At 38.5% G+C, this 26,084-nt stretch carries 20 protein-coding genes and 2 pseudogenes; 2 read left to right on the top strand and 20 right to left on the bottom strand.

Annotation, left to right across the window (positions count from 1 at the left end; all coding sequences use genetic code 11):
- Positions 1 to 306: 306 nt before the first annotated feature.
- The 11 genes from pgmB to HOO54_RS05565 all read right to left on the bottom strand — a co-directional run bounded on the left by pgmB (position 307) and on the right by HOO54_RS05565 (position 14,642).
- The gene (gene pgmB, locus HOO54_RS05615; RefSeq protein WP_172299377.1) at positions 307 to 993 is read right to left on the bottom strand and encodes a beta-phosphoglucomutase; all 687 of its coding nucleotides are present in this window, start codon (positions 991 to 993) and stop codon (positions 307 to 309) included.
- Entirely contained in the window at positions 990 to 2,693 is a 1,704-nt protein-coding gene (locus HOO54_RS05610; protein ID WP_172293246.1) for a glycoside hydrolase family 13 protein, read from the bottom strand. Before HOO54_RS05610 ends, pgmB begins: the two co-directional genes overlap by 4 nt.
- Positions 2,686 to 4,971, bottom strand: coding sequence for a glycoside hydrolase family 65 protein (locus HOO54_RS05605; protein WP_172293244.1), 2,286 nt, complete (start codon positions 4,969 to 4,971; stop codon positions 2,686 to 2,688). Before HOO54_RS05605 ends, HOO54_RS05610 begins: the two co-directional genes overlap by 8 nt.
- The gene (locus tag HOO54_RS05600) at positions 4,949 to 5,824 is read right to left on the bottom strand and encodes a DUF1189 family protein (protein ID WP_172293242.1); all 876 of its coding nucleotides are present in this window, start codon (positions 5,822 to 5,824) and stop codon (positions 4,949 to 4,951) included. Before HOO54_RS05600 ends, HOO54_RS05605 begins: the two co-directional genes overlap by 23 nt.
- Before the next feature lie 2 nt (positions 5,825 to 5,826).
- The gene (locus tag HOO54_RS05595; RefSeq protein ID WP_172293240.1) at positions 5,827 to 6,678 is read right to left on the bottom strand and encodes a sugar ABC transporter permease; all 852 of its coding nucleotides are present in this window, start codon (positions 6,676 to 6,678) and stop codon (positions 5,827 to 5,829) included.
- Positions 6,679 to 7,986 (bottom strand): carbohydrate ABC transporter permease, encoded by a 1,308-nt coding sequence (locus HOO54_RS05590; RefSeq protein WP_172293238.1) that lies wholly within the window; start codon positions 7,984 to 7,986, stop codon positions 6,679 to 6,681.
- Between the two features lie 39 nt (positions 7,987 to 8,025).
- Positions 8,026 to 9,279: an extracellular solute-binding protein gene (locus tag HOO54_RS05585; RefSeq protein WP_172293236.1), complete on the bottom strand. Its 1,254-nt coding sequence runs from the start codon at positions 9,277 to 9,279 to the stop codon at positions 8,026 to 8,028.
- Positions 9,280 to 9,373: 94 nt separating this feature from the next.
- On the bottom strand, positions 9,374 to 11,131 hold the full coding sequence (locus HOO54_RS05580) for a glycoside hydrolase family 13 protein (protein WP_172293234.1): 1,758 nt from the start codon (positions 11,129 to 11,131) through the stop codon (positions 9,374 to 9,376).
- 103 nt (positions 11,132 to 11,234) lie between these two features.
- Positions 11,235 to 12,185, bottom strand: coding sequence for a LacI family DNA-binding transcriptional regulator (locus HOO54_RS05575; protein WP_172293232.1), 951 nt, complete (start codon positions 12,183 to 12,185; stop codon positions 11,235 to 11,237).
- A 108-nt stretch (positions 12,186 to 12,293) separates the two neighbouring features.
- Positions 12,294 to 13,829 (bottom strand): alpha-amylase, encoded by a 1,536-nt coding sequence (amyS, locus tag HOO54_RS05570; protein ID WP_172293230.1) that lies wholly within the window; start codon positions 13,827 to 13,829, stop codon positions 12,294 to 12,296.
- A gap of 153 nt (positions 13,830 to 13,982) precedes the next feature.
- Positions 13,983 to 14,642 (bottom strand): RsiV family protein, encoded by a 660-nt coding sequence (locus tag HOO54_RS05565; RefSeq protein ID WP_172293228.1) that lies wholly within the window; start codon positions 14,640 to 14,642, stop codon positions 13,983 to 13,985.
- Between the two features lie 190 nt (positions 14,643 to 14,832).
- Here HOO54_RS05565 and HOO54_RS05560 point away from each other — a divergent pair, with 190 nt between their 5' ends.
- On the top strand, positions 14,833 to 15,204 hold the full coding sequence (locus HOO54_RS05560; protein WP_172299375.1) for a DUF488 domain-containing protein: 372 nt from the start codon (positions 14,833 to 14,835) through the stop codon (positions 15,202 to 15,204).
- A 296-nt stretch (positions 15,205 to 15,500) separates the two neighbouring features.
- Here the strand turns inward: HOO54_RS05560 and HOO54_RS24110 are convergent, their stop codons facing one another.
- Entirely contained in the window at positions 15,501 to 15,704 is a 204-nt protein-coding gene (locus HOO54_RS24110) for a GNAT family N-acetyltransferase (protein WP_253907622.1), read from the bottom strand.
- 292 nt (positions 15,705 to 15,996) lie between these two features.
- Between HOO54_RS24110 and HOO54_RS05550 the strand changes: the two genes are divergently transcribed.
- Positions 15,997 to 16,185, top strand: a complete 189-nt coding sequence (locus tag HOO54_RS05550; protein ID WP_172293226.1) for a hypothetical protein — start codon at positions 15,997 to 15,999, stop codon at positions 16,183 to 16,185.
- A 141-nt stretch (positions 16,186 to 16,326) separates the two neighbouring features.
- Here HOO54_RS05550 and HOO54_RS25115 read toward each other — a convergent pair whose 3' ends face one another.
- The 8 genes and pseudogenes from HOO54_RS25115 to HOO54_RS05515 all read right to left on the bottom strand — a co-directional run bounded on the left by HOO54_RS25115 (position 16,327) and on the right by HOO54_RS05515 (position 26,034).
- Positions 16,327 to 17,274 carry a methyl-accepting chemotaxis protein gene (locus HOO54_RS25115; RefSeq protein WP_301539298.1) on the bottom strand — a complete coding sequence of 316 codons (948 nt, stop codon included), beginning with the start codon at positions 17,272 to 17,274 and terminating at the stop codon, positions 16,327 to 16,329.
- A pseudogene (locus HOO54_RS25110) lies at positions 17,269 to 18,009 on the bottom strand (MCP four helix bundle domain-containing protein); the annotation flags it as partial. The pseudogene HOO54_RS25110 and the gene HOO54_RS25115, both read right to left, overlap by 6 nt.
- A gap of 199 nt (positions 18,010 to 18,208) precedes the next feature.
- Positions 18,209 to 19,037: pseudogene (locus HOO54_RS05540) on the bottom strand (pentapeptide repeat-containing protein).
- A gap of 220 nt (positions 19,038 to 19,257) precedes the next feature.
- Complete coding sequence (locus tag HOO54_RS05535) at positions 19,258 to 20,727, bottom strand: glycoside hydrolase family 32 protein (protein WP_309244862.1); 1,470 nt, start codon at positions 20,725 to 20,727, stop codon at positions 19,258 to 19,260.
- Complete coding sequence (locus tag HOO54_RS05530; protein WP_172293222.1) at positions 20,720 to 22,924, bottom strand: alpha-galactosidase; 2,205 nt, start codon at positions 22,922 to 22,924, stop codon at positions 20,720 to 20,722. The genes HOO54_RS05535 and HOO54_RS05530 overlap by 8 nt, the downstream gene beginning before the upstream one ends.
- 70 nt (positions 22,925 to 22,994) lie before the next feature.
- Positions 22,995 to 23,813, bottom strand: a complete 819-nt coding sequence (locus HOO54_RS05525) for a carbohydrate ABC transporter permease (RefSeq protein ID WP_172293220.1) — start codon at positions 23,811 to 23,813, stop codon at positions 22,995 to 22,997.
- Complete coding sequence (locus HOO54_RS05520; RefSeq protein ID WP_253907753.1) at positions 23,813 to 24,646, bottom strand: carbohydrate ABC transporter permease; 834 nt, start codon at positions 24,644 to 24,646, stop codon at positions 23,813 to 23,815. Before HOO54_RS05520 ends, HOO54_RS05525 begins: the two co-directional genes overlap by 1 nt.
- Before the next feature lie 158 nt (positions 24,647 to 24,804).
- Entirely contained in the window at positions 24,805 to 26,034 is a 1,230-nt protein-coding gene (locus HOO54_RS05515) for an ABC transporter substrate-binding protein (protein ID WP_172293216.1), read from the bottom strand.
- Between the last annotated feature and the right edge of the window lie 50 nt (positions 26,035 to 26,084).

Below are 26,084 nucleotides of genomic sequence, written 5' to 3'. Positions count from 1 at the left end.
CCGCAAAAGCCTCGGCAATTGTGGGTTTTCCAATGACACCAGGTACTCGGATTCCCTTTTTCTGAATAAGCTGTCAGTTTTTCAATCGCTTCTATATGAAGTTCTTCTTCAGTCATTATTAAATATAGTGGCAATTAACTGAATTCCCACCGCCAGATTGTTTTCTTAAGTAGAAAAGGAGACCGAGCGGCAGGTTGTTGAACGCTTCATGTTTGAAAAGGCATGCTTCGGTATGAGCGAAAACACCCTTTTTTATCGTTTGAAAAAAGACCACCTCTGTCAAATAAATGGTGGCCTTTCATCATTTTATGATTCTATTTTATTTCTTTTCTCCCGCCACTGTTTCATCCCTTTATCTAATAATGCAAATGACAAATCAGACGTTTCCTCGACAACGAGGTCAGCAGCAGCCATAGATTGTTTGTTTCCGACGCCAACAGCAAACATTCCGGCAGATGTAATTGAAGCAATCCCTGCTTCAGCATCTTCTATACCTATGCAGTCAATTGGAGATACACCTAATTGTTTAGCAGCCGTCAAAAATATTTCTGGATCTGGCTTTCCGTTCGCAAGCGTCTCTGGGTCAACAATGGTATGAAAATCACCCATGATCTCCAGGCATTCTAAAATCGTTGGAGCATTGCGGCTGGCTGATGCTAAGGCCAGTTTGATTTGTTGATGTTTCAGTTCAGAGAGCAGCTGACGGATTCCTGGCAATAAATCGTCTGGTGTTAAAGTTTGAATCAGCTGTTGATAATTGCGATTTTTCTCGTCCATTAAATTCTGTTTAGCCTCTTCTGAATATTTAGCTGACACATGACCGTGAACAAGAATCATGTCAAGTGATTCACTTCTACTGATTCCTTTGAGCCTTTCATTAAAATCCCGATCAAACGGAATATTTAATTGATCAGCAAGCCTTTTCCATGCAAGAAAATGATATTCAGCTGTATCTGTTATGACACCATCTAAATCAAATATAACGGCTTTCATGACATCAGATCCTCTGATGTGCTGATCCAAATGAATGACTCATAAGGCTCTAAACATAAGCCTTCTATGTCAGCGTGTTGTCGAGAACAGTTGGAAAGAAGGACTTTCCATTGCACATTCATTAATTGTGGAGGAGCTTCAATAGAAGCGGTTTCCTCTGACAAATTCGCTGCCACCAACAGCTTTTCTCCTTGGTAGTTACGGATGTATACAAATAGTTGCGCATGATCCTCCAGTAACAGCTGATAATCTCCGTACACCATTACCTTGTGTTGCTTTCGCAATTGAATGAGTTTCTGATAGTAATAAAAAACCGAATCAGAGTCAGCGAGCGCCTCTTTTACATTGATTTCTTTATAGCGTTGATTTACCGGCAACCAAGGTGTTCCTACTGTGAATCCTGCATGTTCACTGTCATTCCATTGCATCGGTGTTCGAGCATGATCCCTTCCTTTTTTGGAAACAGCTTTTATAAAGTCTTCCTCTGTTATCGTTTTATGTTGAACAACCAAATCCTGATAGGCATTTTTAATTTCAAGATCATCATACAATTCAAGCGGAATATCAGTATTAACCATTCCAATTTCTTCACCTTGATAAATAAACGGCGTTCCTTTCAGCCCGTGAAGAACAGTCGCAAATGCTTTGGCAGATTGCTTCCGCAAGGTGTTATCATTCCCCCAGCGGGAGATGACCCTCGGCTGATCGTGATTTTCAAAATATAAACTATTCCAGCCATGATTCATTAAAGCCGTTTGCCACTTGGTCAGCACCTTTTTCAAAGCGATCAGATCGAACGGTTTAACTTGCCATTTCCCATTTGGTGAATTCCACTCTGTATCAATATCCATATGTTCAAATGTAATGACCATATTTAATTCGTTTCTGGATGGGTCGGTATATTTTTTAGCTACATCAATATCCGCGCCATTCGCTTCTCCTACTGTCATACAATCATAGCGGGAAAGAACTTTTTGATTCATCTCCTGTATATACTCATGGAGACGGGGACCGTTCGCATGATAATCTCCCACAATATAACGGCGGTTGTCAGGTGTCTGATATTCTGGAAAATCAATGTGTTTAGAAATCGAACCAATTACATCCATTCGCCAGCCATCAATACCTTTATCCATCCAAAACTTCATCAAATCATAAACTTCCTGACGGACAGCTTCATTTTCCCAATTTAAATCAGGCTGTTTTTTCGAAAAATAATGTAAGTAATACTGTCCTGTCAGCTCATCAAACTCCCATGCCGAACCTGAAAATATCGAACCCCAATTGTTCGGTTCTGAGCCGTCTGGTTGTGGATCTTTCCAAAAATAATAATCGCGATACGGACTATCCTTCGATTTACGGCTTTCGACAAACCATGAATGTTCATCTGATGTATGGTTGACAACTAAATCCATGATGATTTTCATCCCGCGTTTATGAACTTCATCAATTAATTGAAACATATCCTTGTTTGCCCCAAACTTTTCGTACATCTTTCGGTAATCGCGAATGTCATAACCGTTATCATCCTGAGGCGAATCAAATACCGGGCATAACCAAATGACATCCGCTCCTAGTAATTTAATATAATCCAGTTTTTGAATGATTCCCTGCAAATCGCCAAATCCATCACCATTTGAATCATAAAAACTGCGCGGATAGATTTGGTAGACGACAGCTTCTTTCCACCAATTACTCATCAAGCTTCCTCCATTCATAGCTGTTGTTCAGTTCTATCGATTCATTGAAGACAGTGATGCTTAACGGTTCTCCTTTCAATAGTTCAAAAACTGTTTTTTCTTCAGTGACACTAATTTTAATTAAACGCCCTCGATAATTGATCTTAAATGCATAACGATCCCAGTCTTTCGGTAGGAATGGTGCAAATGAGAGTTGTTCATTCCAGACTCGCATTCCTGCAAACCCTTGGACGATCGCAAGCCAGCTGCCAGTCATCGATGTAATATGAAGCCCATCTTCTGTGTCATGATTGTAATTGTCAAGATCAAGACGAGCTGTACGCTTATACAGTTCAACCGCTTTGTCTTCCTTCTTAAGCTCAGCTGCAATAACAGCATGTACAGACGGTGAAAGACTTGATTCATGAACGGTCATCGGTTCATAAAATTCAAAATTCCGCCGTTTTTCTTCTATTGTAAAACGATCACTGAATAAATAAATTCCTTGCAGTACATCAGCCTGCTTTATAAAGTTGGATCGAAGAATTTTATCCCAAGACCAATTCTGATAAAGTGGACGATCACTCGAATTCAATTGATCTGTCATTTTCAATTCTTTATCTAAAAATGTATCATGCTGAACGAAAACCTTTAGCTCTTCACTGTAAGGGAAATACATTCGTTTGATAATATCTTGCCATAATGCTATTTCTTCTTCCTGAACCGCCAACTTACTAGACTTTTCCACCGAGAGTTCACGAAGATTTTCTAAAGTATATTCAATTGTCCACACAGCCATTAAATTTGTGTACCAGTTGTTGTTCACATTGTTTTCATATTCGTTTGGCCCTGTAACACCATGAATCATATACTTGCCAGTTCGTTTCGAAAAGTGCACACGATCCGCCCAAAACCTGCTGATCTCGACCAATACATCAATACCATATTCTTTCATATAGTCACGATCGCCTGTATAATTCACATAATTATAAATGGCATACGCGATTGCACCATTTCGGTGGATTTCTTCAAAGGTGATCTCCCATTCATTGTGGCACTCATCACCGACAAAAGTGACCATTGGATAAAGTGCACCTTTTAATCCTAATTTGGCAGCATTGCGTTTAGCAGCTTCTAAATGGTTGTAACGATATAAAAGCAAATTTTTTGTAACCTCAGGACTAGCAACGGACAAATACATCGGAACTGCATATGCCTCGGTATCCCAATAAGCGGCTCCCCCATATTTTTCACCTGTAAATCCTTTTGGACCAATATTCAAGCGGGAATCATCACCATAATAAGTCGAAAATAATTGGAAAATGTTATAACGAATGCCTTGTTGAAGCTCGTCATCTCCATTAATTTCGATATCTGCTTTTAGCCATCTTTCCTTCCACTTATCTATATGATGTTGCTTGACTTGCTCATACCCCTGCTCGAGAACATGTTTCAGCAGTTCCTGACCGCTTGCTAATAGCTCTGATTCCTGAAAATCACGGGATGTCGTGACAATGATATATTTTTTCAACGAAGCCGTTGTTCCCGGTTTAATGTAGTATGTGTAGCGATTTTCCACATACATGGCAGCCGTTTCAGAACTTTCATTCACAAACCCGTTTGTTATATTGGCCATTCTAGCAGAAAGGGTAAACCGTGGTGTTCCAAATTGGTTTTCAATCGTTTTTGTCATCAAATAACCTGTGTGATGGTCAGCCCCTTTTTCAATCTCCTGCCAAAACTGCTCATCGTAATTGGCATCTTCATTTGCAACATTGCCATCCAAATAAGGGACAAGTGTTACCTTCGCCTCACCTGTCAAACACTCCACCTGATAATCAATTGCACAAAGCTGTTTCACCGCCAGACTGAGAAAGCGCTCAGACGTGATTTTGATCGTTTGATCACTGAGACGAATCACAACACTGCGCCTTAAAATTCCTTGTTTCATATTCAGTTCTAACTCAAAAGATTCAATTTTATTTTGATAAAGATCAACTTTTTCATCATTTATATAAACATCAATTCCAATAAAATTCATCGCGTTGATCACTTTTCCAAAATAGTCAGGATAACCATTTTTCCACCAGCCAACCCTTGTTTTATCAGGATACCAAACTCCTGCAAGATATGTTCCTTGATGGCTGTCACCAGAGTAGCTCTCTTCAAAATTACCTCTGATCCCCATATAGCCATTACCTAGAGAAGTCAGGCTTTCTTGCAACCGTTTATGTTGATGGTCAAATGTATTCGTTTTGATTTTCCATTTGTCAATGTCAAATAGCCGTTGAATTGTCATGGCTTCCTCCTTGTGATGATTTACGAGTTGTAAAAAAGTATCTGAATGTAAACGAGATCATTAAAATGATGCCAAAAGATTGAATCAACAGCATCGTGATCAAATCAAAATGAATCAAACCGCTCACTACCGCTGCAAAAATGGGGATTGTCGAAACACCGACTGCTATTGCAGCTGCTTCTCGTAAAGACTTGATGCCAGACATTTTTGATTTTTTCGTGATCCATATCCCTCCAGTAAGACACCCTGTTAAAAACAGCTGACTCACTAAGATCAAGGAAAGCGTTAACACCATGATAAGCGGCTTATATTGAGCAAGCCATCGTTCTGCGATAAACGCTTTTAGTTTGCTAGCATTCATATGTTTCATCTCTATATCCTTCTTGCCATAACCGATAGAAAAACCAGTACCATTTTGATCGCTCATGATAAAATGATCCTTCTGAAATATAATTGCTTGATCATAGCCGTTCACTTTGATTCGGCCGTTCTCACCAGTCGTTTTGAACTTCTGGCTCATATCAATGGCCAACATTGTCCCCTTTTCAGTTTGATAGAAGCCGTTACTGCCCTTTAGTTCACCATTTTGCAACTGGTAAACTCTCAATTGTTCAGCAAATCTTTGATCGATCTTTTCAATAGTTGACGGAAGTAAAAACTTCATTTGAAAATGATCGATTTTCATCATTGAGATCGAAAACGGTACCATTAAACAAGCCGTTAAAAAAACAAACAAAAAGGTGATATGCAGCCAACTGAATGTACGGCGGTATTGATATATTCTTGATGGTGAAACCATCGTTTTCACATAGCGAATGATAAGACTTTCATTTGTCATTTGCAGTGTTCCCATGATTATCCCTTCGTTCCGCCAGTTGTTAAACCAGACACAAAGTTCTTTTGTAAGAAAAAGAACAAGAGACAGATTGGCAATGCAGCAAGGATTGCACCGGCTGCAAACAAGGCTACTTTTTGCTCTTGATGGTTCGAAATAAACGACTGAAGCCCAACGGCAATTGTCAGTCTTTCTGGTGAACGAAGCAAAAATTTTGCAAGTAAAAAGTCACCGAACGGGGCCATAAATGCCCAAAGCGCTTGTACAGCAAGCATTGGTTTGACAAGAGGGAGAACGATAGATGCAAAGATTCGCAAATGTCCCGCTCCATCAATTCGCGCTGCTTCATCAATTTCCCGCGGCACTGTATCAAAATATCCTTTCATTAACCATGTATTCATTGGAATACCACCGCCAATATAGAGCGCTGTCAAAAACCAATATTGATCAAGTGCACCGATTAACATGGCCAAAACATAAAATGCAGTTAGTGCAGCCATTGTCGGCACCATTTGAATAATTAAAAAGAATATTAAACTATTTTTCCTGCCTGCAAAACGATATCGACTATACGTGTAACCAGCCAATGTGACAATTGTAACCTGAAGAACCATGACTGATATGGCGATGATCAATGTATTGCCGTACCAATTCAGATAAAATGTCTTTTCAAACAACTCTCTAAAGTGTTCTAATGTCCAGCTGCCTGAAAAATCGAGCACAAAGGCTGCCACATTCCCTGGTCGAAATGCTGATGATGCAGTAATCAGAATAGGATAGATGATGATGATGCTTAATAGTGTCATAAACAAATAGATCAAAATTTGATTAACCATCCGGGCGGTCCTGGCATTTTTGAACATATTTTTCATCTACATGACCTCCTCATTGCCAAAGGCATTTGACTTCTTAAAGGCAATCAGAGAGATTCCCATGACAATAATTGAAATCAAGAGGGTCACGGCCGCTGCAACTGAATATTGCGGTGATGTGCCTGTCGTTAGTTTATAGATCCACGATATTAAAATATCGGTTGAACCAGCACCAGCTCCGGCACTTCCCGGTCCTCCTTCATTAAACAAGTAAATAATAGAGAAATTGTTAAAATTAAATGTGTACTGGGTAATCATCACCGGAGCAGTCGCAAATAAGATCATTGGCATTGTAATATGTTTAAAACGCTGAATAGCTGAAGCACCGTCAATTTTAGCTGCTTCATATAATTCACCTGGAATCGCCTGAAGCACACCGGTGACCATCACATAAATGAACGGAAAGCCTAACCAAGCCTGAATCATGATCAGAGCAGTCTTCGTCCAAAACGGATCTGTTTTCCACGCAATCGCTGGCAAATCGATAAATGGCAGGTGATTCAATAGCGGAATGACCTGTGCATTAATCGCGCCGACACTGTCGTTAAAAATGTTGGAAAAGCTCATGATCGAAATAAAAGCTGGTACTGCCCATGGAAGCAAGAATATAATTCGGAAGATTCGCTTGCCTTTAATAAAATCCTGATTAACGGAAAGCGCAATCAAAATTCCGAGACCGATTTGCAATGTTGTTGCAAATATCGTCCAAATGAGCGTCCATCCTAGTACACCAACAAATGTCTCACGATAAGAACCGAGCAAAAGGGTATTTGCAAAGTTTTTGAAACCAACCCAATCAATCAGGTTATTGGGTGGGATATGATAAAAATCATAGTTAGTAAATGCAATGAACAGGGTCACTAACACCGGAAAAATAATGACAAACACCATCATGATATAAGCGGGCAAGGTAAATAAATATGGAAAACCTTTATCCCCGGCATTTCTGATGATATCCTTAGCCGATGTATTGATTTCAAATCCGGCCGCCTTCATCATTGCGATTTTGCGAGCATCATAAATATTAAAGATATAGAACATGAGGAAAATAACTGTCACAATCAATTGCAATGTACCTTCAATCAATAAAAACAATGAATGATCTTGCCCTGCAACAGTTCCTAATGTGACCAAACCACTTAATGCATCAATTCCGAAAACCGCTAATTCTCCAGCAAACAATGCTGTAATGATTAGAAAAAACAACCCTTTTGATAATTGTTGATTGACGATCTGGCCAATTCCCGGAATGATGGATAAAAACATTGCTTTTCGACTCTGTTTTGCAACTATTTTATCGTTGTTCATTTTGTTCGCCCTCTATTCTTCCGGACGTTAACCCGCCTGTTATTTTGTATACTTCTCTTTAATATTTTCTTTAATGACTTTTACGGCATCATCTGCTGATTGCTGTGCTGATTTTTTTCCTGAAGCTGCATCAAATATTAAGCTTTCTGCACCTTTCCAAACCTCCGCCATTTCTGGAATATTCGGGGTTGGTGTTGCTGTTTCATACTGTTTAATAACAGCTGACGCCAATTCATTATTTTGCTTACCCGCTTTTTTACGTGCCTCTAAATGAGCAGGTACTTCATTTGTTTCTTCATAGAAAGCATAAGCATTTTTTTCATTTGAAGCATATTCAAGCCATTTTTTAGCTAACTCAGGTTCTTTTGTGTAATTTGATGCGACCCAACCTTTTCCGCCAGCAAATGGCGCATATTCTTTTCCATTTGGCAATGTCGGAATTTTAGCTATACCATAGTTCACTTTCGCTTTTTTGTATTCAGCTGCTGCCCAAGGACCATCGATAACAGCTGCTGCTTTACCTTTTATAAATGTTTGTTGAATAAAGTTGGCAGCGCTTGTATTGTCCTGCATACCTTTTGGCCAATGGTTTTTAAACCATTTCATCGCATATTCGACACCTTCTACAGAGCCTTTATTATTAATTCCAATGTCTTCTGGATTTGAACCATTATCACCAATGGCATATCCGCCATAGCCTGCCAATAAGCCATAAGACATATAGAAATCAGTCCATTTTGCCAAGAATGCTGTTGATTTTCCTTTTTCAGAGGCAAAAGCAAATCGTTTATCATCTGTTAAACTTTCAAGCTCTTGAAATGTTGTTGGTGCTTTTTTTAAGAGATCTTTGTTGTAATATAAAACAAGTGTTTCGATGACTAGCGGAGAACCATATACTTTGTCATCCACTGTCACTTGCTTCATTTCTTTGTCACCAAAGTTTTTTGTATCAGATGGTTTCATCTCAAGTAAATGACCTTGATGTCCGAGACCGCCGATCCGGTCATAAGCAGCAAGCATAACATCTGGTGCATTTCCGGCCGGTCCATCCAGTGGGAGGGCTTCTAATTGGTCAAACATCGGCTTCTCAACAATTTCAACTGTCACATCATTCTTTTTTTCAAAATCCGTTTTAATCTTTTCAATATAATCCTTATATTTCTCTTCTACAGAAACGGTGAGGACCTTTTTCCCATCAGAACTTCCTGTTTTCTTCGAACTGGAGCAAGCAGCCATTCCAAATGTAAGAATTGCCACTAATAATAAAGCGAAAACCTTTTTAACATGTCTCATCATCTTTTCCCCCTTTTATTATGGATCTATTTCGATTGTAGCCCCAATCAGAAAGCGGTTACAATATCTTCAAGAATGTTACCGGTAACAGAATTTATGGAGCGTCCGTCACAGCTAATATGACAAATTCATCTGGATGAACCGTGATCATCTCAGATTGATTTGTCCACAGATTATCAACGTGTTCATTTTCACCAATCTCTAAATCTTCCAAATTGATATAACGATCTTGTTTCCCTTGATTAAAGAAATAAATCAGTCTTTTTTTATCAGTTACTCTTGAAAAACTAATAAAATCAGCTTGATCATCGATCTGGTTCCAGACAAGCGCCCCATGTGTAAATACTTCATTTTCCTGTTTCCGTAAGGCGATTAATCGCTTCATAAAAGACAGCATTTCTTGATCTTGTTTGGCTTCATCCCATTCCATACATTTTCGACAAAGCGGATCATTTTCACCAGACAGCCCGATTTCTGTTCCGTAATAAATACATGGTGATCCCTTCTGAGCAAACATAAATGCTAATAAAGACTGGGCTTTTTTCTTATTATGCTGACATCTTGTTAAAAGCCGTTTTGTATCATGGCTGTCAAGTAAATTAAACATCACTTCATTCACTTGCTCCATCCCACTCAGTAAATGTCCATTTAAACGGTGTACCATTTGTGAAGCTGGTATCACTTGATCGGCAAAGTATTCTAGCATCGGTTCTGTAAAAGGATAATTCATGACTGCATGGAATTCGTCTCCTTTCAGCCATGGATCAGATTGATGCCAAATTTCTCCCAATATATAAAGGTCAGGCTTTTCAGCCAAGACGACTTGATGGAATTTTTTCCAGAATGCATGGTCAACTTCATTCGCTACATCCAAACGCCAGCCGTCAATGTCAAATTCACGAATCCAATATAAAGCAATATCTAATAAATAGGACTGCACTTCTGGATTGGCGGTATTTAACTTTGGCATCTCAGGGGTAAATGCAAACGTGTCATAATTGTTTTCTTTAACAGGGAAAGAATGAATATGAAACCAATCTTTAAAGCGTGAACTCTCACCGTTTTTCACGATATCCTGCCATTGAGGTGAAGCACTTCCAATGTGATTAAAAACCGCATCAAGCATGATTTTCATGCCCCGCTTGTGAAACTGTTTGACCAATGTCCGAAAAATCTCCTCATCTCCAAAATGCGGATCAATTGAATAATAGTCCAATGTATCGTACTTATGATTCGTAGGGGCAGAAAAAATCGGATTCAAATAAATGCCATTAACACCTAGATCCTCCAGGTAGTCAAGCTTATCTATAATCCCTTGTAAATCCCCGCCAAAAAAATCATCAATATCAGGATCTTTGCTTCCCCACGGCAGGGTCCCTTCAGGTGACAAATCATCCCTTCCATTTGCAAATCGTTCTGGAAAAATTTGATACCAAACAGTTGATTTTACCCACTCAGGTGCCTTGAATGTATCAACTTCATGAACAAACGGAACTTTAAAATAAAAATTGATATTAGCAAGCGTTTTCTGATGATATGGATAAACACCTGAGCTTCCATAAAAAACCTCTTTTTCATCAGTTCCGCGTACAACAAAAGCGTATTGTAAACGGTGATATGGCGGTTTTACCTCCGCAAACCAATAATCATGTAATTCTGTTGAGGCTATCTTTTTCATCTGTTGTTCTTTCGATATCCACTTTTCTGTGACATACTCATAAGGATCTCCCCAAATCAAGCGTACTTGATTTGCGTCGGCTTTTTTTGTGCGAATCTTGATGTGCACTGTATCCCCATCATATGAGTAAGCATAAGCACTAAAAGGCTGGTGGTAAATTGCTGCATATTCCATTTTGTCTCCTCCTGTTCATTTTTCGGCTTACAAATTGAAATTATCATGCCGATGTAACAGGAACAATCGTTTTTAGATTGTTAACGGTAACAGAATGTTAGCTTCACAAACTCGATTCTCTCACAATTAACTCAGGCTCAAAAAACTGATTCCCTTGAGAAGCTCCAGCTTCATTGATTTTTTTCAGCAAAGTTTTTGCACATGCTTCACCCATTTCAACGACAGGCTGACGGACAGTTGTCAATCGCGGTGAAGAGATCCGGTCAAGAAAAACACCGTCAAAACCGGTAACTGCCACATCTTCCGGGATTCTTTTTCCAAGAGCCTGTGCCGCACGGATCACGCCAATCGCAATTCGATCAGAAGCACAGACAACCGCAGTTCGTTCATTTTCAGACGTCAACATTTTCAAAGCACAGTTTTCACTTTTCTTAGAACTATTCTCCACATGATGAATTTTTATCTGCCCCATTTTTTCTGTCATTGCCTTTATATAGCCTTTTTCTCGTGAACGTTCAAATGGTTCGTCTAAATCAATGCCAAAAAAGACAACATTCCGTATCCCTAGCCCTAACAGGTGTCGAGTTGCCATAAAAGTTCCTTTTTCATTATGAACATCAATAAAATCATAGCCCATTTCATTCTGTCCAAATACGACGACCGGCTTTTCAAACTCCTTAATCAAACCTTCAAAATCCGGACGTCTTAGACCGGTTGCAATAATCCCGTCACATTGACCAATGTTGAGAGATTTTCGAGTGACAAGCTGTAATGCATAATGATGGCGATCCAGCTCCCGGCTGATTCCGGTCAATAAGTTCATATAATAAGGTTCTGTCGTGTCCATTTCTTCAAGAATTAAGAATTTTACAACCTGTGTTCTATTTTGAACGAGTGCCCTTGCCGCATAGTTAGGAATGTAATTCAGTTCTTTCATTGCAGAGTGAACGAGTTTTTTCAGTTCATCTGTTACGGTCTCCGGGTGATTGATCACTCGTGATACTGTCATTTTAGAAACATTTGCTTTTTTCGCAACATCTGATAAAGTTGCCACTTTAACCCCACCTCTCTTGTCATTATCAATCATTATAGTATAAGCAATGAAAGAGAGCGTAAAAAAAAAAGCAGACTTTCCTTTAGGAAAATCCGCCATTCACTATGTTTACTTTTCAACATAAATTGAAACTGATCCACTATTCACATGAAACTGTCCCCAACCATCGGAATTGATAGTCACTACATCAGAACGATTTCCAGTCATATCATACCATGACTCACCTGCATGCTGTTTGCCGACATACATCCATTTTGATCCGCCATGTCCATCTGTGATGAGGGTGGCTAACCCCGATTTTGCAACCGATTGATTACCTTCTCTAGTCCAGCCGATCAGATCGTGATGATCCATGTAATCATGCTGTGGTCCATACGCATAGTGTTTACGCGCTTTTAAAATTGGCTCTAATTCGTTTTTCAGTGCAGGGATTTCCCTTGATGTGGAACCTTTCGTCCCATACATATCACCATAGAATACCTGTGGATAACCGGACTCCCTTGTGAGAATGAAAGCATATGCGAGTGGTTTAAACCATGTTTCAACAGTTGATTCGAGTGACTGTCCAGGTTGTGAATCATGATTTTCCACAAATGTAACTGCTTTTGTCGGATGTTTGGCAACAACTGTGTCTTTTAAAAGCTGACGCATATCATATGAGCCGCCTTGTGTTGATGCTGCATGCAAATTATAGTGAAGCGGAACATCGAAAACAGAGTGATTATGGTCGGTTTTTTTCAAATAGTTATCAATTGAATGAAGGTTGTTTTCCCAGTATTCAGCAACCGTAAACATTTCTTTACCAGTTGATGTTCTCACAGATTTCACCCAATCACGCAAATATGAGAATTTTATATGTTTAACTGCATCAAGCCGGAAACCGTCTAATTGAAGTTCGTTCGCATACCATGTTCCCCATTTTTTAATTTCTTCCGCAACAACAGGATGATCATAATCAATATCTGCATACATCAAATAGTCGTAATTGCCATTTTCATTAGAGACTTCCCAATCCCATCCTTTCCCATGTCCGTGAAACCGATAAATATTGTTTTGTTTGCGAGACTCATCCCAATCTGTTCCATCGAAATGATGCCAATTCCATTTAAAATCACTGTAGGTGTTACCCCGTCCTGAAAAATGAAATCCTGTCCAAGCTTTAATTTGATGTGAATCAGAAACTTCATGGTGACGGTCTCCCCGATGAACTTTGACAGCGTTTACATCTTCTGTCGTATCAGCACCAGCCTTATGATTAATGACAACATCACCATAGACATGAATGTTTTGCGAATGAAGGCTCCCGATCGCTGACTGAAGTTCTGATTTCAAGCCATATTTTGTTCGTACCGTCCCTTTTTGATAAAACTCGCCTAAATCGTACAAATCATACGGACCATATCCTGTGTCAGCTTGAGAAATTCCTTTATAAGCTGGGGGAATCCACACAGCGGTTATGCCAATATCAGATAAATGACCAGCATCTTTTTGCAAACGCTTCCAATGGTGTCCATCATTAGGCAAATACCACTCGAAATATTGCATAATCGTACCATTTTGGCTCGCCGCAGATGTTTTCGATACAGGAAACACAAAAGAAAGCAACAACAAACATATTAGTAAACGCTTACATTTTTGAACCATTTTATCTCCCCTTTTTGCTTAATAAAGTTCAAGTGCTATTTTACATTTAAAAGAAAATTTAAACAAATATATTTTTTCCTATTTTTTTTATATCAAAAAAGCGTTCATTTGAACGCTTTAAACATTTTTACAAACCTAAAGACTCACTATAAACTAATATGAAATCTTCACCTCTTGGTTTCCGTTAGGAGACGATGAAAGTTCATACTGCTGAAAAACAACCGAGATTCCATCATTAGTAAAATAAAAAGCTGTATTGTCATTTAATCTAATGTCGCTCTTTTTAAGCCCTGAATAAAATTGTTCTGGATGTTCATGGATATAAATAAAAATATCATTTTTTGCTTTTTCAATTTTTTCTTGAGTATTTAAAAGGTCTGTCAATTTGATACGTTTTTGTTTTTTGAAATCATAATTGTAACCAGCAACACTAAACACACCGCGTGACCCATCAGGTAATTGATAATCATATATTAAAAAGCTTAGTTTTTCTCCATCATTAAACTTTACTTTATAAGATGTCTCATAAATAGTTTCTTGTTTTTTCTTGTTAATATTATTCTTCAACGACCGATAATGATGGTAAGAATCTTTCATATGCAGCTCCACTTCATCATTGACGAGCTTTAAATTCTCACGTTTTAAATGGCTGAATGTTGGAAATGACAAAGAATTTATGTTTTTATAAATTTCCGTTTGAACATCAGCTTTTTGATTTTGCGAAGCATTTATTTGTGAGAACATATTGATTGCAAATATGAAGAAAACGATCAGCACTCCAAAAACTCCTAACATGGCCATTGCTTTTTTCATCATCATACTCCTTTATTCATACTACCATTTGTAATGAAAATTTCACATTGTAATATTTTTGTAATATATTTATTATATTTGTAATGATACTAATTTTTAAACGATTCGTCAACTTTCTATTGAAATCTTTGAAAATGTCCATCACTGTGTTTTATGATATAAGCAAATAAAAGCAAGCGGGGTGATGATGTTGACAATTGTTCTGCAGCGAATTTACGAAAACAATTCCCAATTAAAAGGTCATCGCGTTTTAGTTGATCGTGTTTGGCCGCGAGGGATATCTAAGGATGAGGCAAATCTTGATGAATGGATGAAAGATCTTGCACCAAGTTCATCATTAAGAAAGTGGTTCAATCATGAGCCACAAAAATTCACAGAATTTAAACAAATCTATCAGGCTGAAATCATGCAAGACAATGAGAAACAGAAAAAGCTGAACGAATTAATCGAATTAGCTACTGAGAAAAAGATTATCCTCCTTTATGGCGCAAAAGATGAACGTCATAATCACGCTGTCGTGCTAAAAGAACTGTTAAATGAAAAAACTAAAAAACAGACATGACACCTGTTTCAGCTGGAAAAGACCTCGAGGCGGCTGTCACCATTCGTTTCACATGAACCGGCAGTAGCGAAGCGGTGCAGCTGTTTTGAATCTGTAAAGCTTCGCTCTATCTTCATACATCGTTTTCCCTAAGGTTCACATGCGATTCTGTCTTACCATATCTTGATAGATTTTTTTTCAAGCCTTGTTGTGGCAACTGTTGTCTAGTACGATACTGTTTTCATATCATGCAAGCTTCTCGAGCAACAAAAGAATGGTTTGTTTTACGATAGCACCAATAAACTCTTTTTCTAAGCCTATTTTCCCCAAAAACGCAAAGCTGATTCATTCTCCAAATCAACTTGTACATGAATGAAAGAAACCGCCTTATGATCAAACCAATCGATTAGATCATCCACTAAATGTTTAGCCATTTTTTGTCTGCGATATTCTGGTGCCACATAAACCTCATCTATTTGTCCATATACCATATCACTCACCAAATCTTGTTTCTTGTTCATTTATCACAACAAAAACCGCACCATATGTTGATTGAATATACTGTTTGATTTGCTATTTGAGTGCATCTCTCTCACTCTTAGCTAACTCACAATCTGCAGTTTTTTTAACACTTCAAGTTCATAATTCTACCATTTGGTTTATCTTTTCATCTTTGTGAAGTTGTTTAATCGTTATTATTTTAGTTTTCCTCCTTTGCTTAAAATTTCCATCATATATACTTTTCTAAAAACCGTGGTATAATATTGTTTTATAATTAGTCTAATTTACTCATATTCTAAAAAGGTGATAAAAATGAAAAATTATAAAGATTGTCTTCTGCCGTTTTTTATTGCATTTGCGACCTTACAAGTAACAGATGACTTAAACATAGCTAATAATTGGTTTTTAACAGAATTTGTTCGTCTGATTCTTTGTTTTACTGTATTTTTTATTGTTATGTTTATCATCGGTATGATATTTAAAGAGAAGCATTCCGAATAATCAACTTATCTGTTGATCTAAACCCGCTGATCCTTTCCATGATCATTCTTCACTCTCCCATTTAGGATGGCTAATTTCCAGTAAAAAGTAAAAAAGCTTGATTCCCTTAAAAGAAGGAAATCAAGCTTTTGAAAAAGTGTTTTAGACTTTAAATGTGGATATCATCGATTGTAAATTCTCTGCTAGGCCTGATAGGGCTTGGGCTGATGCCGAAATTTCTTCCATTGTCGCTAATTGTTCTTCAGATGCGGCTGAACTTTCTTGACTTGCTAGAACACTCGTTTCTGCAATTTCTTTCACTTGCTCTGAACTTTTTACGATATGATGACTGACAGAAGCCATTTCTTGAATTGATGAGGAGACTTCTTGAACTCTTAAAGATACAGATGTGATGAGCTCCTGAATATTTTGAAATGATTGATTTACTTCATTTGAAAGCGTGATGCCTTCATTGACTTTTTCCGTTCCATCCTTCATATAAATAACCGCATGACTTGTTTCTGATTGAATTTCTGTTAAAGTCTCAGTTATCTGAACAGCTGATTGTGTTGACTCCTCTGCTAATTTCCTTACTTCATCAGCAACAACTGCAAAACCTTTACCATGCTCGCCTGCCCTTGCAGCTTCAATTGCTGCGTTTAATGCTAGTAAATTGGTTTGCTCAGAAATATTCGTGATGATATTTGTAATGTTTCCAATTTGCTTTGATTTTTGATTTAGATTTGATAGTAAACGAGATAGTTCTTCTACTATTTTAGAAATGACAGACATTTGTTGAACAACATGATCAACTGTTTTAGAGCCATTCACTGTTGCTTCATTTGCTTTTCCTGAAATGGTGAGTACGTCCTTGCTATTTGATGCAATGTGTTGAATAGAATCAGACAATTGGTGAATGACGCTAGATACTTTGCTTACACTTTGTAATTGCTTTTCAGCGCCTTCAGCTGAATTCTGAGAAATGGTTGCTACTTGTTCTGTCGTACGAGTACTTTGTTCAGCTGCTGCACTAAGCTGCTCGGCTGAGGCCGAAACTTGCTCACTCGTTTGCGCAGTATTAACAACAAGAGTATTTAAGTTGGCTTGCATCACATTAATTCCTGCTGTTAATTCTCCGATTTCATCTTTTGATTGAACGAAGATCTTCTCTCCAGTTAAATCACCATCAGATATTTTTGAAACGCGATCGACAACAGTCCGAATAGAACGGGCAAATTTATTTCCAATCTTAGTAGAGACAGCAATTGCAATGACAATAGCGGCAACAATACTAATGACTAATATCGTCTGAATGATATGGAAAGTGTTTCTATTATCATTCATTAATTGTTCTGCAAGTTGCTTTTTCGTATCGATTAACTTTTTCAGTTCATTGTTTGCAGCATTATATTCATCTCTGCCAAGTTTAATCCCTTTGTCTGCCTCTTTAAAATTGTCATTTTTCATCAATGACGCATTATTTTGGACTCTCTGAGCAAAAATTCCCCATTTTGATTTAAACTCTTCAAAAACCTTCTTTTCTGATGCGGAGAAATTGGCTTTTTGATAACCCTCAATTAATTGATCAATATCTTTTAAATCCTTTAATGCGTTTTCCGTTAAAGAACTGTCTTTTCTCAAAAGCGCTTGAACCATTTGTATCCTGATATTACCTGATTTTTCTACTATTTTAGTAAGATCTATAACAGGTACCAGTCGATCATTATACATATTTTCACCATTTTTATTAATATGCACAACTGAAAAATTCGAGAATATACCTAATAATATAAACATGAATACAAATATCAAATATGATAGCAGGAGTTTAGTTTTGATTTTCACTTGTTATGTCTCCTCTTATATAATAGTCTTTAATACCTATATTATTTTAGTTGCACTTGAAATAATAGTCAATAAGATATATCGAATTGTAGTACTTTAGTATTATTTATTGTCTAAATTATGAAAAGTTGAAACTATCCAATAAAACGTGAAAAGGGCGTCCAATTGTCAAAAAATTGACTTATTGGACGCCCCATTTTCATTTTTCTCGCCAATGATAAGGGATGTTTATAGAAGACGGCAGTTTTGTATGGTGATCACCTTTTGCCGCGTTTACTTGCGCTTGTGTAAGAAAGATACTGTCAGTAAGATTTGCGCCGCTGAGATCAGCATCTCTAAAGTCTGCACCAATGAGGTCAGCCTTTCTAAGATCGGCATTTCTAAGATCAGCAGCGATCAGTAGTGCACCTCTTAAAATGAGCACCTTTCAAATCATATCCTTTTAGATTAGCACCGATAAGGTTACTACCCCGACTGATATTTTTCGGGAATTTTTTATGAAGTGTGTTGACACGCACTAGTTCACTTGTTCTTATTAGCAAGTCATTGACTTGCGCTCTATGTTCAGATACGTTTATTTTTAAAATTTGTTCTTTGCTTTGTTGTGTAAGCTGTTCCGTTTTTTCAAAGATGTCCTGCAAATCAAGATGAATCTCTTGAGCTGCGTTTATTAATAATGCTTCTTGTAAATACCAAAGCATCTCGTGCAGTTGCTGCATGATCGGAAGGACAGCAAACATGTCTTTTGCTAAGGTTGGATGTTGTCGCCAATCTTTCCCTTCGAAAGTAACTTGTGACACCTTTTGGCCTGCACCAAAACATTCATATGCAACACAACCCCGAAATCCTTTTTGTCTTAGATCACTATGAATGACACATTGATGATTTGACTGTAAATGTTGACAAGGAGTTCCTCCATCTTTATCAACAGCAAAATCTGCAGATTTCGCATATGGTAAAGCTACACAACACAATCCAAAACATTTACTGCAATCTGCTCTTAAATCTTCCAGCACCGTATTAACCATGATGATATATCCTTCTTTCACACATGAAAACTTTTCTACCTTTCTTGCATTATAACTAAAATGTTTTCTTTTTACATGATTTTTTGATGATCTTTTCGCAAAATGAAAGAAGGGGGTGTCCTGAAAGCAGTATGGATGATAAAAATGGGGGAATTCGCTCGCTTTCCGCGGGCGAATTCCCCCTGATTCATGTTGATAAAGGACTTTTTAGAGGGATTTTTCAGACCGTATTTTTACTGTTCCAAATATCCTTTAATGACCAGGCTTCCAAAGAAAGCAAGTCTGCTTCTCCGCCTTCTGCAAATACTTCAACACCAATACTTCCAGCTTTCGGATAAATCCGGCTCGTCATGACTGTTTCTCCATCATTCACAAACAGTTCCACAGATGACCGGTCAATAAAAATTTGCAGTTTAATGGTAGCAAGACTGCTAATTTTTGCTTTCCGAATCCCACCTTCTCCTTCACCAGCTTGATTTCGGTCTACAATTATTTTTCCTTCTGTTGTGTCAAAGCGAAGCACGGTTTTTTCCTGTCCATCTTCCGAACAGCGAACATTTAAACCAAATGAAGAAGCTGTTTTTTTGGCAAATTCCGCAATTATTTCAAGCCGGTCACCCGCAAAGTTCAGTTTTTTTACACCTGAAACAATCATTGATTCTGCCAATAATTTTTCATGGCGGAGCATTTGTAATTCTTCTACTGGTTTCATGAGTAATTGTCCTGATGAATGAAACGTCAGTTCACGCGGTATGGTAAGCGCTCCTGCCCAGCCATGTGCCTGCTCTGGCATCTCTGCTTCCCACATGTTCATCCATCCATAGAGAATACGCCGGCCTTTATCATCTTTAAATGTCTGGGCTGCATAAAAATCAAATCCTCTATCAAGTTCGGTAAATTCACCGTGGTTGAAATGAGCTGATTCGTAAGCAAAATTTCCAATGAGCGTTCCTGTTTGATATAAATTTTGATGGTGATCTCCTTCGGGTTCCACACCCTGTGGTGAGAACACCAGTACATGCCTGCCTTCCAGTTCAAAAAAATCTGGACATTCAAGCATATAACCAAGTCTTCCATCACTTTTTACAATGGCACCACGATCTCTCCATGAAAGCAAATCGTCTGATTCATATAAATGAATATTGCCTAGTTTATTTTTTTGGCTGCCAACAACCATATACCATTTACCACGATGTTTCCACACTTTTGGATCACGGAAATCATGGGAAGCACCCTTCGGAGGAATTGCAATAACCGGATTTTGTTGATGCTTCGTAAAATGAATGCCGTCCCTACTTTCAGCAATACACTGTGTTTCTGTAATAACACCGTCATCATTCACATGTCCTGTATAAATCAGTGTTAGCACACCATTATTGTCGACAGCACTTCCGGAAAAACAACCGCTTTTGTCATATGCTTTATCTGGAGCAATTGCGATCGGCAAGTGCTCCCAATGAACCAAATCCTTGCTCTTCATATGACCCCAGTGTATATAGCCAGGCTTCACATCAAATGGATGATGCTGATAAAAAACATGATATTCACCGTTCCAGTGGATCAATCCATTTGGGTCGTTGATCCAACGGGCTGGAGCCATCATATGATATCCAAGACGATAACAACTGTTTGCAGCTTTTTCGATGTCCCGCCCGTATAACTCGTGGTTTTGTTCCAGCACTTTATTCACCTGCTTTTACCTCTTTTAAATGCCATACAAGACTTTGAAAATCACCGCTTATACTTGCAGGAATAGCAATACCTGCATACATCAATTCATCTCCTCCAACGACCTCGCCGGTTTCTTCTATATGATAATTTGTTTCGGAATTAAGTCCGGCCAGTGTAAATGAACGGAACGGAGCATTTGGTTCATTCAGTACACGGAAGTAGGATACCACCGCCTCGGTTTTTTGTTTATTCACAAACAGCCAGGCTGTTTCATTGCCTTCGAATGGGCTAAGCAAACGGTAAAAGTCGCCAAACTGCACAAGTGAACGGATCTTTTTATAATCGGTCACCTGCTGTTTCACTTCTTCTGTTTCCTCTTCTGTCAACTTGGTAAGGTCAAGCTCATACCCAAAGTTACCTGAGGAAGCTACATCTCCGCGCATTTTCAGGGATGTTATCCGGTTTACTTGGTGATTTGGAACAGCAGAGACATGGGCGCCAATTGAACTGATTGGATAAATTAAGCTTGTCCCATATTGTATTTTCAAGCGTGACACGGCATCTGTATTATCACTTGTCCATGTTTGCGGCATGTAATAAAGCATACCTGGGTCAAACCGCCCGCCCCCACCAGAGCAGCTTTCAAATAAAATATGCGGGAATGAAGTAGTTATTTTCTCCATCACTTTATAGAGCCCCAGCATATAACGGTGTGCAGTTTCCCTTTGACGGTCTCCCGGCAAAAGAGCTGAACCAATTTCAGTCATATGGCGGTTCATATCCCATTTGACATAGGTAATTGGCGCACTGGCTAAAATGTCTGAGACTACTTTTGTAATGTATTCACATACATCATCACGCGAAAAATCCAGAATTAACTGGTTGCGCCCTTCTGAACGGGTTGCATTTGGCACATGAAGGCACCAGTCGGGATTTTGACGGTACAGATCACTGTTCACCGAAACCATTTCTGGTTCAAACCAAAGGCCGAACTCCATTTCCATATTTCGCACGCGGTTCGCTAAATCTGCTAAACCATTTGGCAATTTTAGCTTGTTCACAAACCAGTCACCAAGAGAGGATTTATCATCGTCCCGTTTGCCAAACCAACCGTCATCCAATACAAATAATTCAATTCCCAGCTCACTTCCAGCTCGGGCAATCGCTTCAATTTTTTCAGTATTAAAATCAAAATAAGTCGCTTCCCAGTTATTAATTAAAATCGGTCTTTCTTTATCACGGAATTGACCACGCGCCAAGCGTGTGCGGTACAGGTCATGATACGTTCTTGACATGCCGCCAAGACCTTCATGAGAATAGACCATCACGACTTCCGGCGCCTGAAACGATTCTCCTGCTTCAAGTTTCCAGGCAAAATCAAACGGATTGATCCCCATCGTTACACGCGTATTTTGAAATGGATCGACTTCTGCCTGTGCTAAAAAATTTCCACTGTACACAAAGCTAAAACCATACACATCACCGTTCTGCTCATCTGCGTTTTTTCGAAGGAGCGCGATAAATGGATGAAACTGATGGCTGCTGGCTCCGCGGCGACTTTCAACAGACTGTGTACCAGAACGTAGCGGCTGACGCTCGATGTGACGTTCCCGTTCATGAGCTCCAGTCAGTTGCAGAAAATCAAAATCAGCGTCTCGAAAATCTAGACTAGTACTCATCGCACGCAGTAGGCGAAAAGGCTTAGTCCCCTCATTGATATAACGAATAGAACGAGTGATCACATTGCGGTCTTCAAAGACTGTATAGGACAGAACCGCTTTCATTTTGGAAAGCGAATCTGTCATCACAATTTCTAATGTAGATGCTTCTTCGTTTGATTCTACATATGTCGCTGGAAGCCCTTCAAGAGCCGGTTTTCCACTGATGATCTGATGTGAGTCATAGCGGAAATCAGTAATTGTTGTCCCATTTTCAAGCTGTGCCTGCACAATCGGCGCACGATAATCAGTCGTTCCATACACAGGAAATTCCTGCGGCAATGTATCAAGAGAAAAGGTACGGTCTTGAGAGGGATATGGATTTCCAGAAAATCCGCGATCTTTAAACTGCAGGTGGTTGGCAAAACGGTAATCGCTTACTTTTCGACCCCAGTATAGATGAGCTAAGAAACCTTCGTTGACAATCTGCATGACATAACTTGTGTTTCCCGCTTTTAAATGAAATGTTTTTGTAGATGCTGTGAATTCAATACTCATTTTTCCCTCTTCTTTCAATAGGTTATTTTTAAAAAGCTGCCGGGACACACTGACCTCGGCAGCTCACTCTTTACTTGATTGCACCGCGTACAACGCCGCCAATAATCCATTTTTGAGCAAAAATATAGACAATCACCATCGGCGACAATGCTAACAAATATGAAGCAAAAGCCAAGTTGTAATCTGCACCAAATTCAGACTGGAAAATATACTGTACAAGCGGTAATGTTGCATCAGATTGATCACTTAAGATAATGAGCGGCAGAAGAAAATCGTTCCATGCCCATAAGCAAGTTAAAATTCCAATTGTCGCATTAATTGGTGTTAAAAGTGGAAAAATCACCTTCCAAAATACGCCCCATGTACTGCACCCGTCTACTATTGCAGCTTCCTCCAGTTCCAGTGGGATAGAACGTATATAGCCGACATAAATAAATATATTTAAGGCAGCCCCGTACACGATATACAAGAAAATCAAGCCACCTGGATTGTCCATCCCAAACAGTGACACTTGCTTGACAAGTGGTAGCATAATAATTGGGAAAGGAATAAATAGAGCAGCAACAAAATAATAATACATAATTTTAAATATGCGGCGATGCATATTACGAGCAATTGCATATGCAACCATTGAATTTGTTAGGATGGTAAAGACAACGGTCACAACTGTAATGATCACACTGTTTGTAAAAGCATTAAAAAAATTAGTTGCCTCTATCGCTTTTGCAAAGTTTTCAAAATGAAGCCCTGTCGGTAGTGAAAAAGGCGACTTTGCAAGTTCTTGCGGTGTTTTTAAAGCGATAGAAATCGCTATATAAAGAGGGAACAAAATAAATAATGATCCTAAAGTAATCAAAGATGTTGCTGTCCAGTTTGTTTTCTTTATCATTACATATCCATCTCCCTTTTTTGGAGCACTTTAATTTGAAAGATTGAAATTACAAGGATAACAATAAAGTAGATGACTGAGTTTGCAGATTGATATGCAAATTCACCGCCAAAACCGCCTTTGTAAATTAAAACAGAAATCGATTCAGTTGCACGTCCCGGTCCTCCGCCTGTCAGTGCAAGTACTTGATCAAACACCATTAAAAAGTTTTTCATTGACAACACCATGTTTATCGTGAAAAATGGAGCGATCATCGGAAAGGTTATTTTCCAAAATTCTTGCCACTTGTTAGCACCATCAAGGCTTGAAGCTTCATACAATTCACCTGGCACTGTTTGAAGACCGGCCAAATATAAAATCACGCTAAAGGCACAAGCCTGCCAGACCGTTACAATGACAATTCCGAGCCACGCTGTACTTTCACTACCTAAGATGTTAACTGATAAAAATCCGATATTTAACGTTTCACCCATTTTTGGAATCACATTAGCAAAAATATAATTAAAAATATATCCAACAATTAGTACACCTAATACATTCGGTAAAAAGTACACACCGCGGAAAAAGTTTCTTCCTTTAATCTTGGCATTTAACCCTAGTGCAATGACAAGACTTAAAACGTTGACTAAGATGGTCGACAGCACCGCAAACTTAAACGTAAACCAGTAAGAATTCAATATATTTGTATCTTTAAATAAGTTCATGTAGTTTTTAAGCCCAACAAAATCATAGGCAAAACTAATACCATCCCAGTTTGTAAAAGAATAGTACACACCCTGAAGTGCCGGAAACGTATGGAATATTGCAAATAATAAAACAGCCGGCAATGTCATTAAATAAAAATAGATATTCTTTTTATTAAAAGGCTTTTTCTTTACAGCGGCTGGATCGGCAGGCTCACTTATTGAAAAAGGCTTCAGAGCCATGTGTGTCATCTCCTTTTTTAAAAATAACAGGAACCGGTTCCTTCACGGTTCCTGTTAGATTATCGTTATTTGCGATCGGCTACTTTTTCCCATTCAGCATCTATTTTTTTCAGGTAGGCTTTTGAATCTTGTTTTTTCACAAATTCTTGAAGCAGTTTATCTAATCCGACTGCTGATGGAACATAATGGTCAGGGAAATCAACAACTGCTCCTTTTTTAAAGCTTTCTTTCAATCCTTCAACAGAAGGATCTTTCTGTACTAATCCTTGTTTAGCTGAAAATGCATTTTGCTGAGCGAGATACTCTTTTGCTACTTTATCAGTCGTTAAAAATTCAATAAATTTCTTCGCTTCTTCAGGATGTTCTGTAGTTGTTGCAGTTGCAAGAAGCAAATCAACACCTGAGACGACTTTTGATTCACCTGGCTTGTTTGTGACAGGGAATGGGAAAACCCCAAGTTCAATATTCGGGTTTGCTTTTTTGATTTCAGGAATTGCCCAGATCCCTTGCAGGTACATAGCCGATTCACCGTTTGCAAACGCTGTGTTCCCATCATTATAAGCTTTACCATTTTGATTTTTATGGCCGTATTCAAGCAACTTCAAGTATTTATTCGTTGCTTCTTGATGTCCTTTAGAAAATGATGTTTCACCTGCATGGAGTTTTTCGAAAAAGTCTTCCCCTTGCGTATTTGCAGCTAGGACATTATAAGAAGGAAGGGTTGTCCAAGCATCCTTAAATGTGAAATAAAACGGAATTTTCCCGGATTTTTTAACTTTTTCTGCTGTTGCAATCAATTCATCCCATGTTTGAGGCACTTTAAGCCCCATTTCTTTGAACATCTTTTTGTTATATATGACACCTACTGCATTTGTTGCATATGGTATGCCATAAACTTCTTTCGCACCGGAGACATCTTTCACCATCTGCACATAAGCTGGCTGTATACCGTCAAGCGCAGGGCTATCCGACATATCTGCAAGCGCTTTTGCATCAACTAATTCTTTTAATGTTACATCTGCCCCCATCCCAATAACATCAGGCATATCCCGTTTAGCAATTCTTGTTTTTAATACTGTCATTGCATCTGGTGGATTAGATTGGACAACACGGATTTCTGGATTTTCTTTTTCAAATTTTGCAATGAGCTTATCAAACGTGCCTCTTGCTTCAGTTTTGTATTGGAAAAATTCAATTTCTACCTTTCCGTCTTTTGAAGCGCCGTCTTTTTTACATGCTGTTAAACCTGTGAAAGCCAGGATGACGATCAATAATAAAAAAACTACTTTTTTCAACGTATCCACTCTCCTATAATTTTGAAAGTTTTTTTAATCGTTCAGGCTAC

This window comes from Bacillus sp. WMMC1349 (assembly GCF_013155385.1).
GTDB lineage: Bacteria > Bacillota > Bacilli > Bacillales > Bacillaceae > Bacillus.
This window is presented reverse-complemented; position numbering and strand designations above follow the sequence as displayed.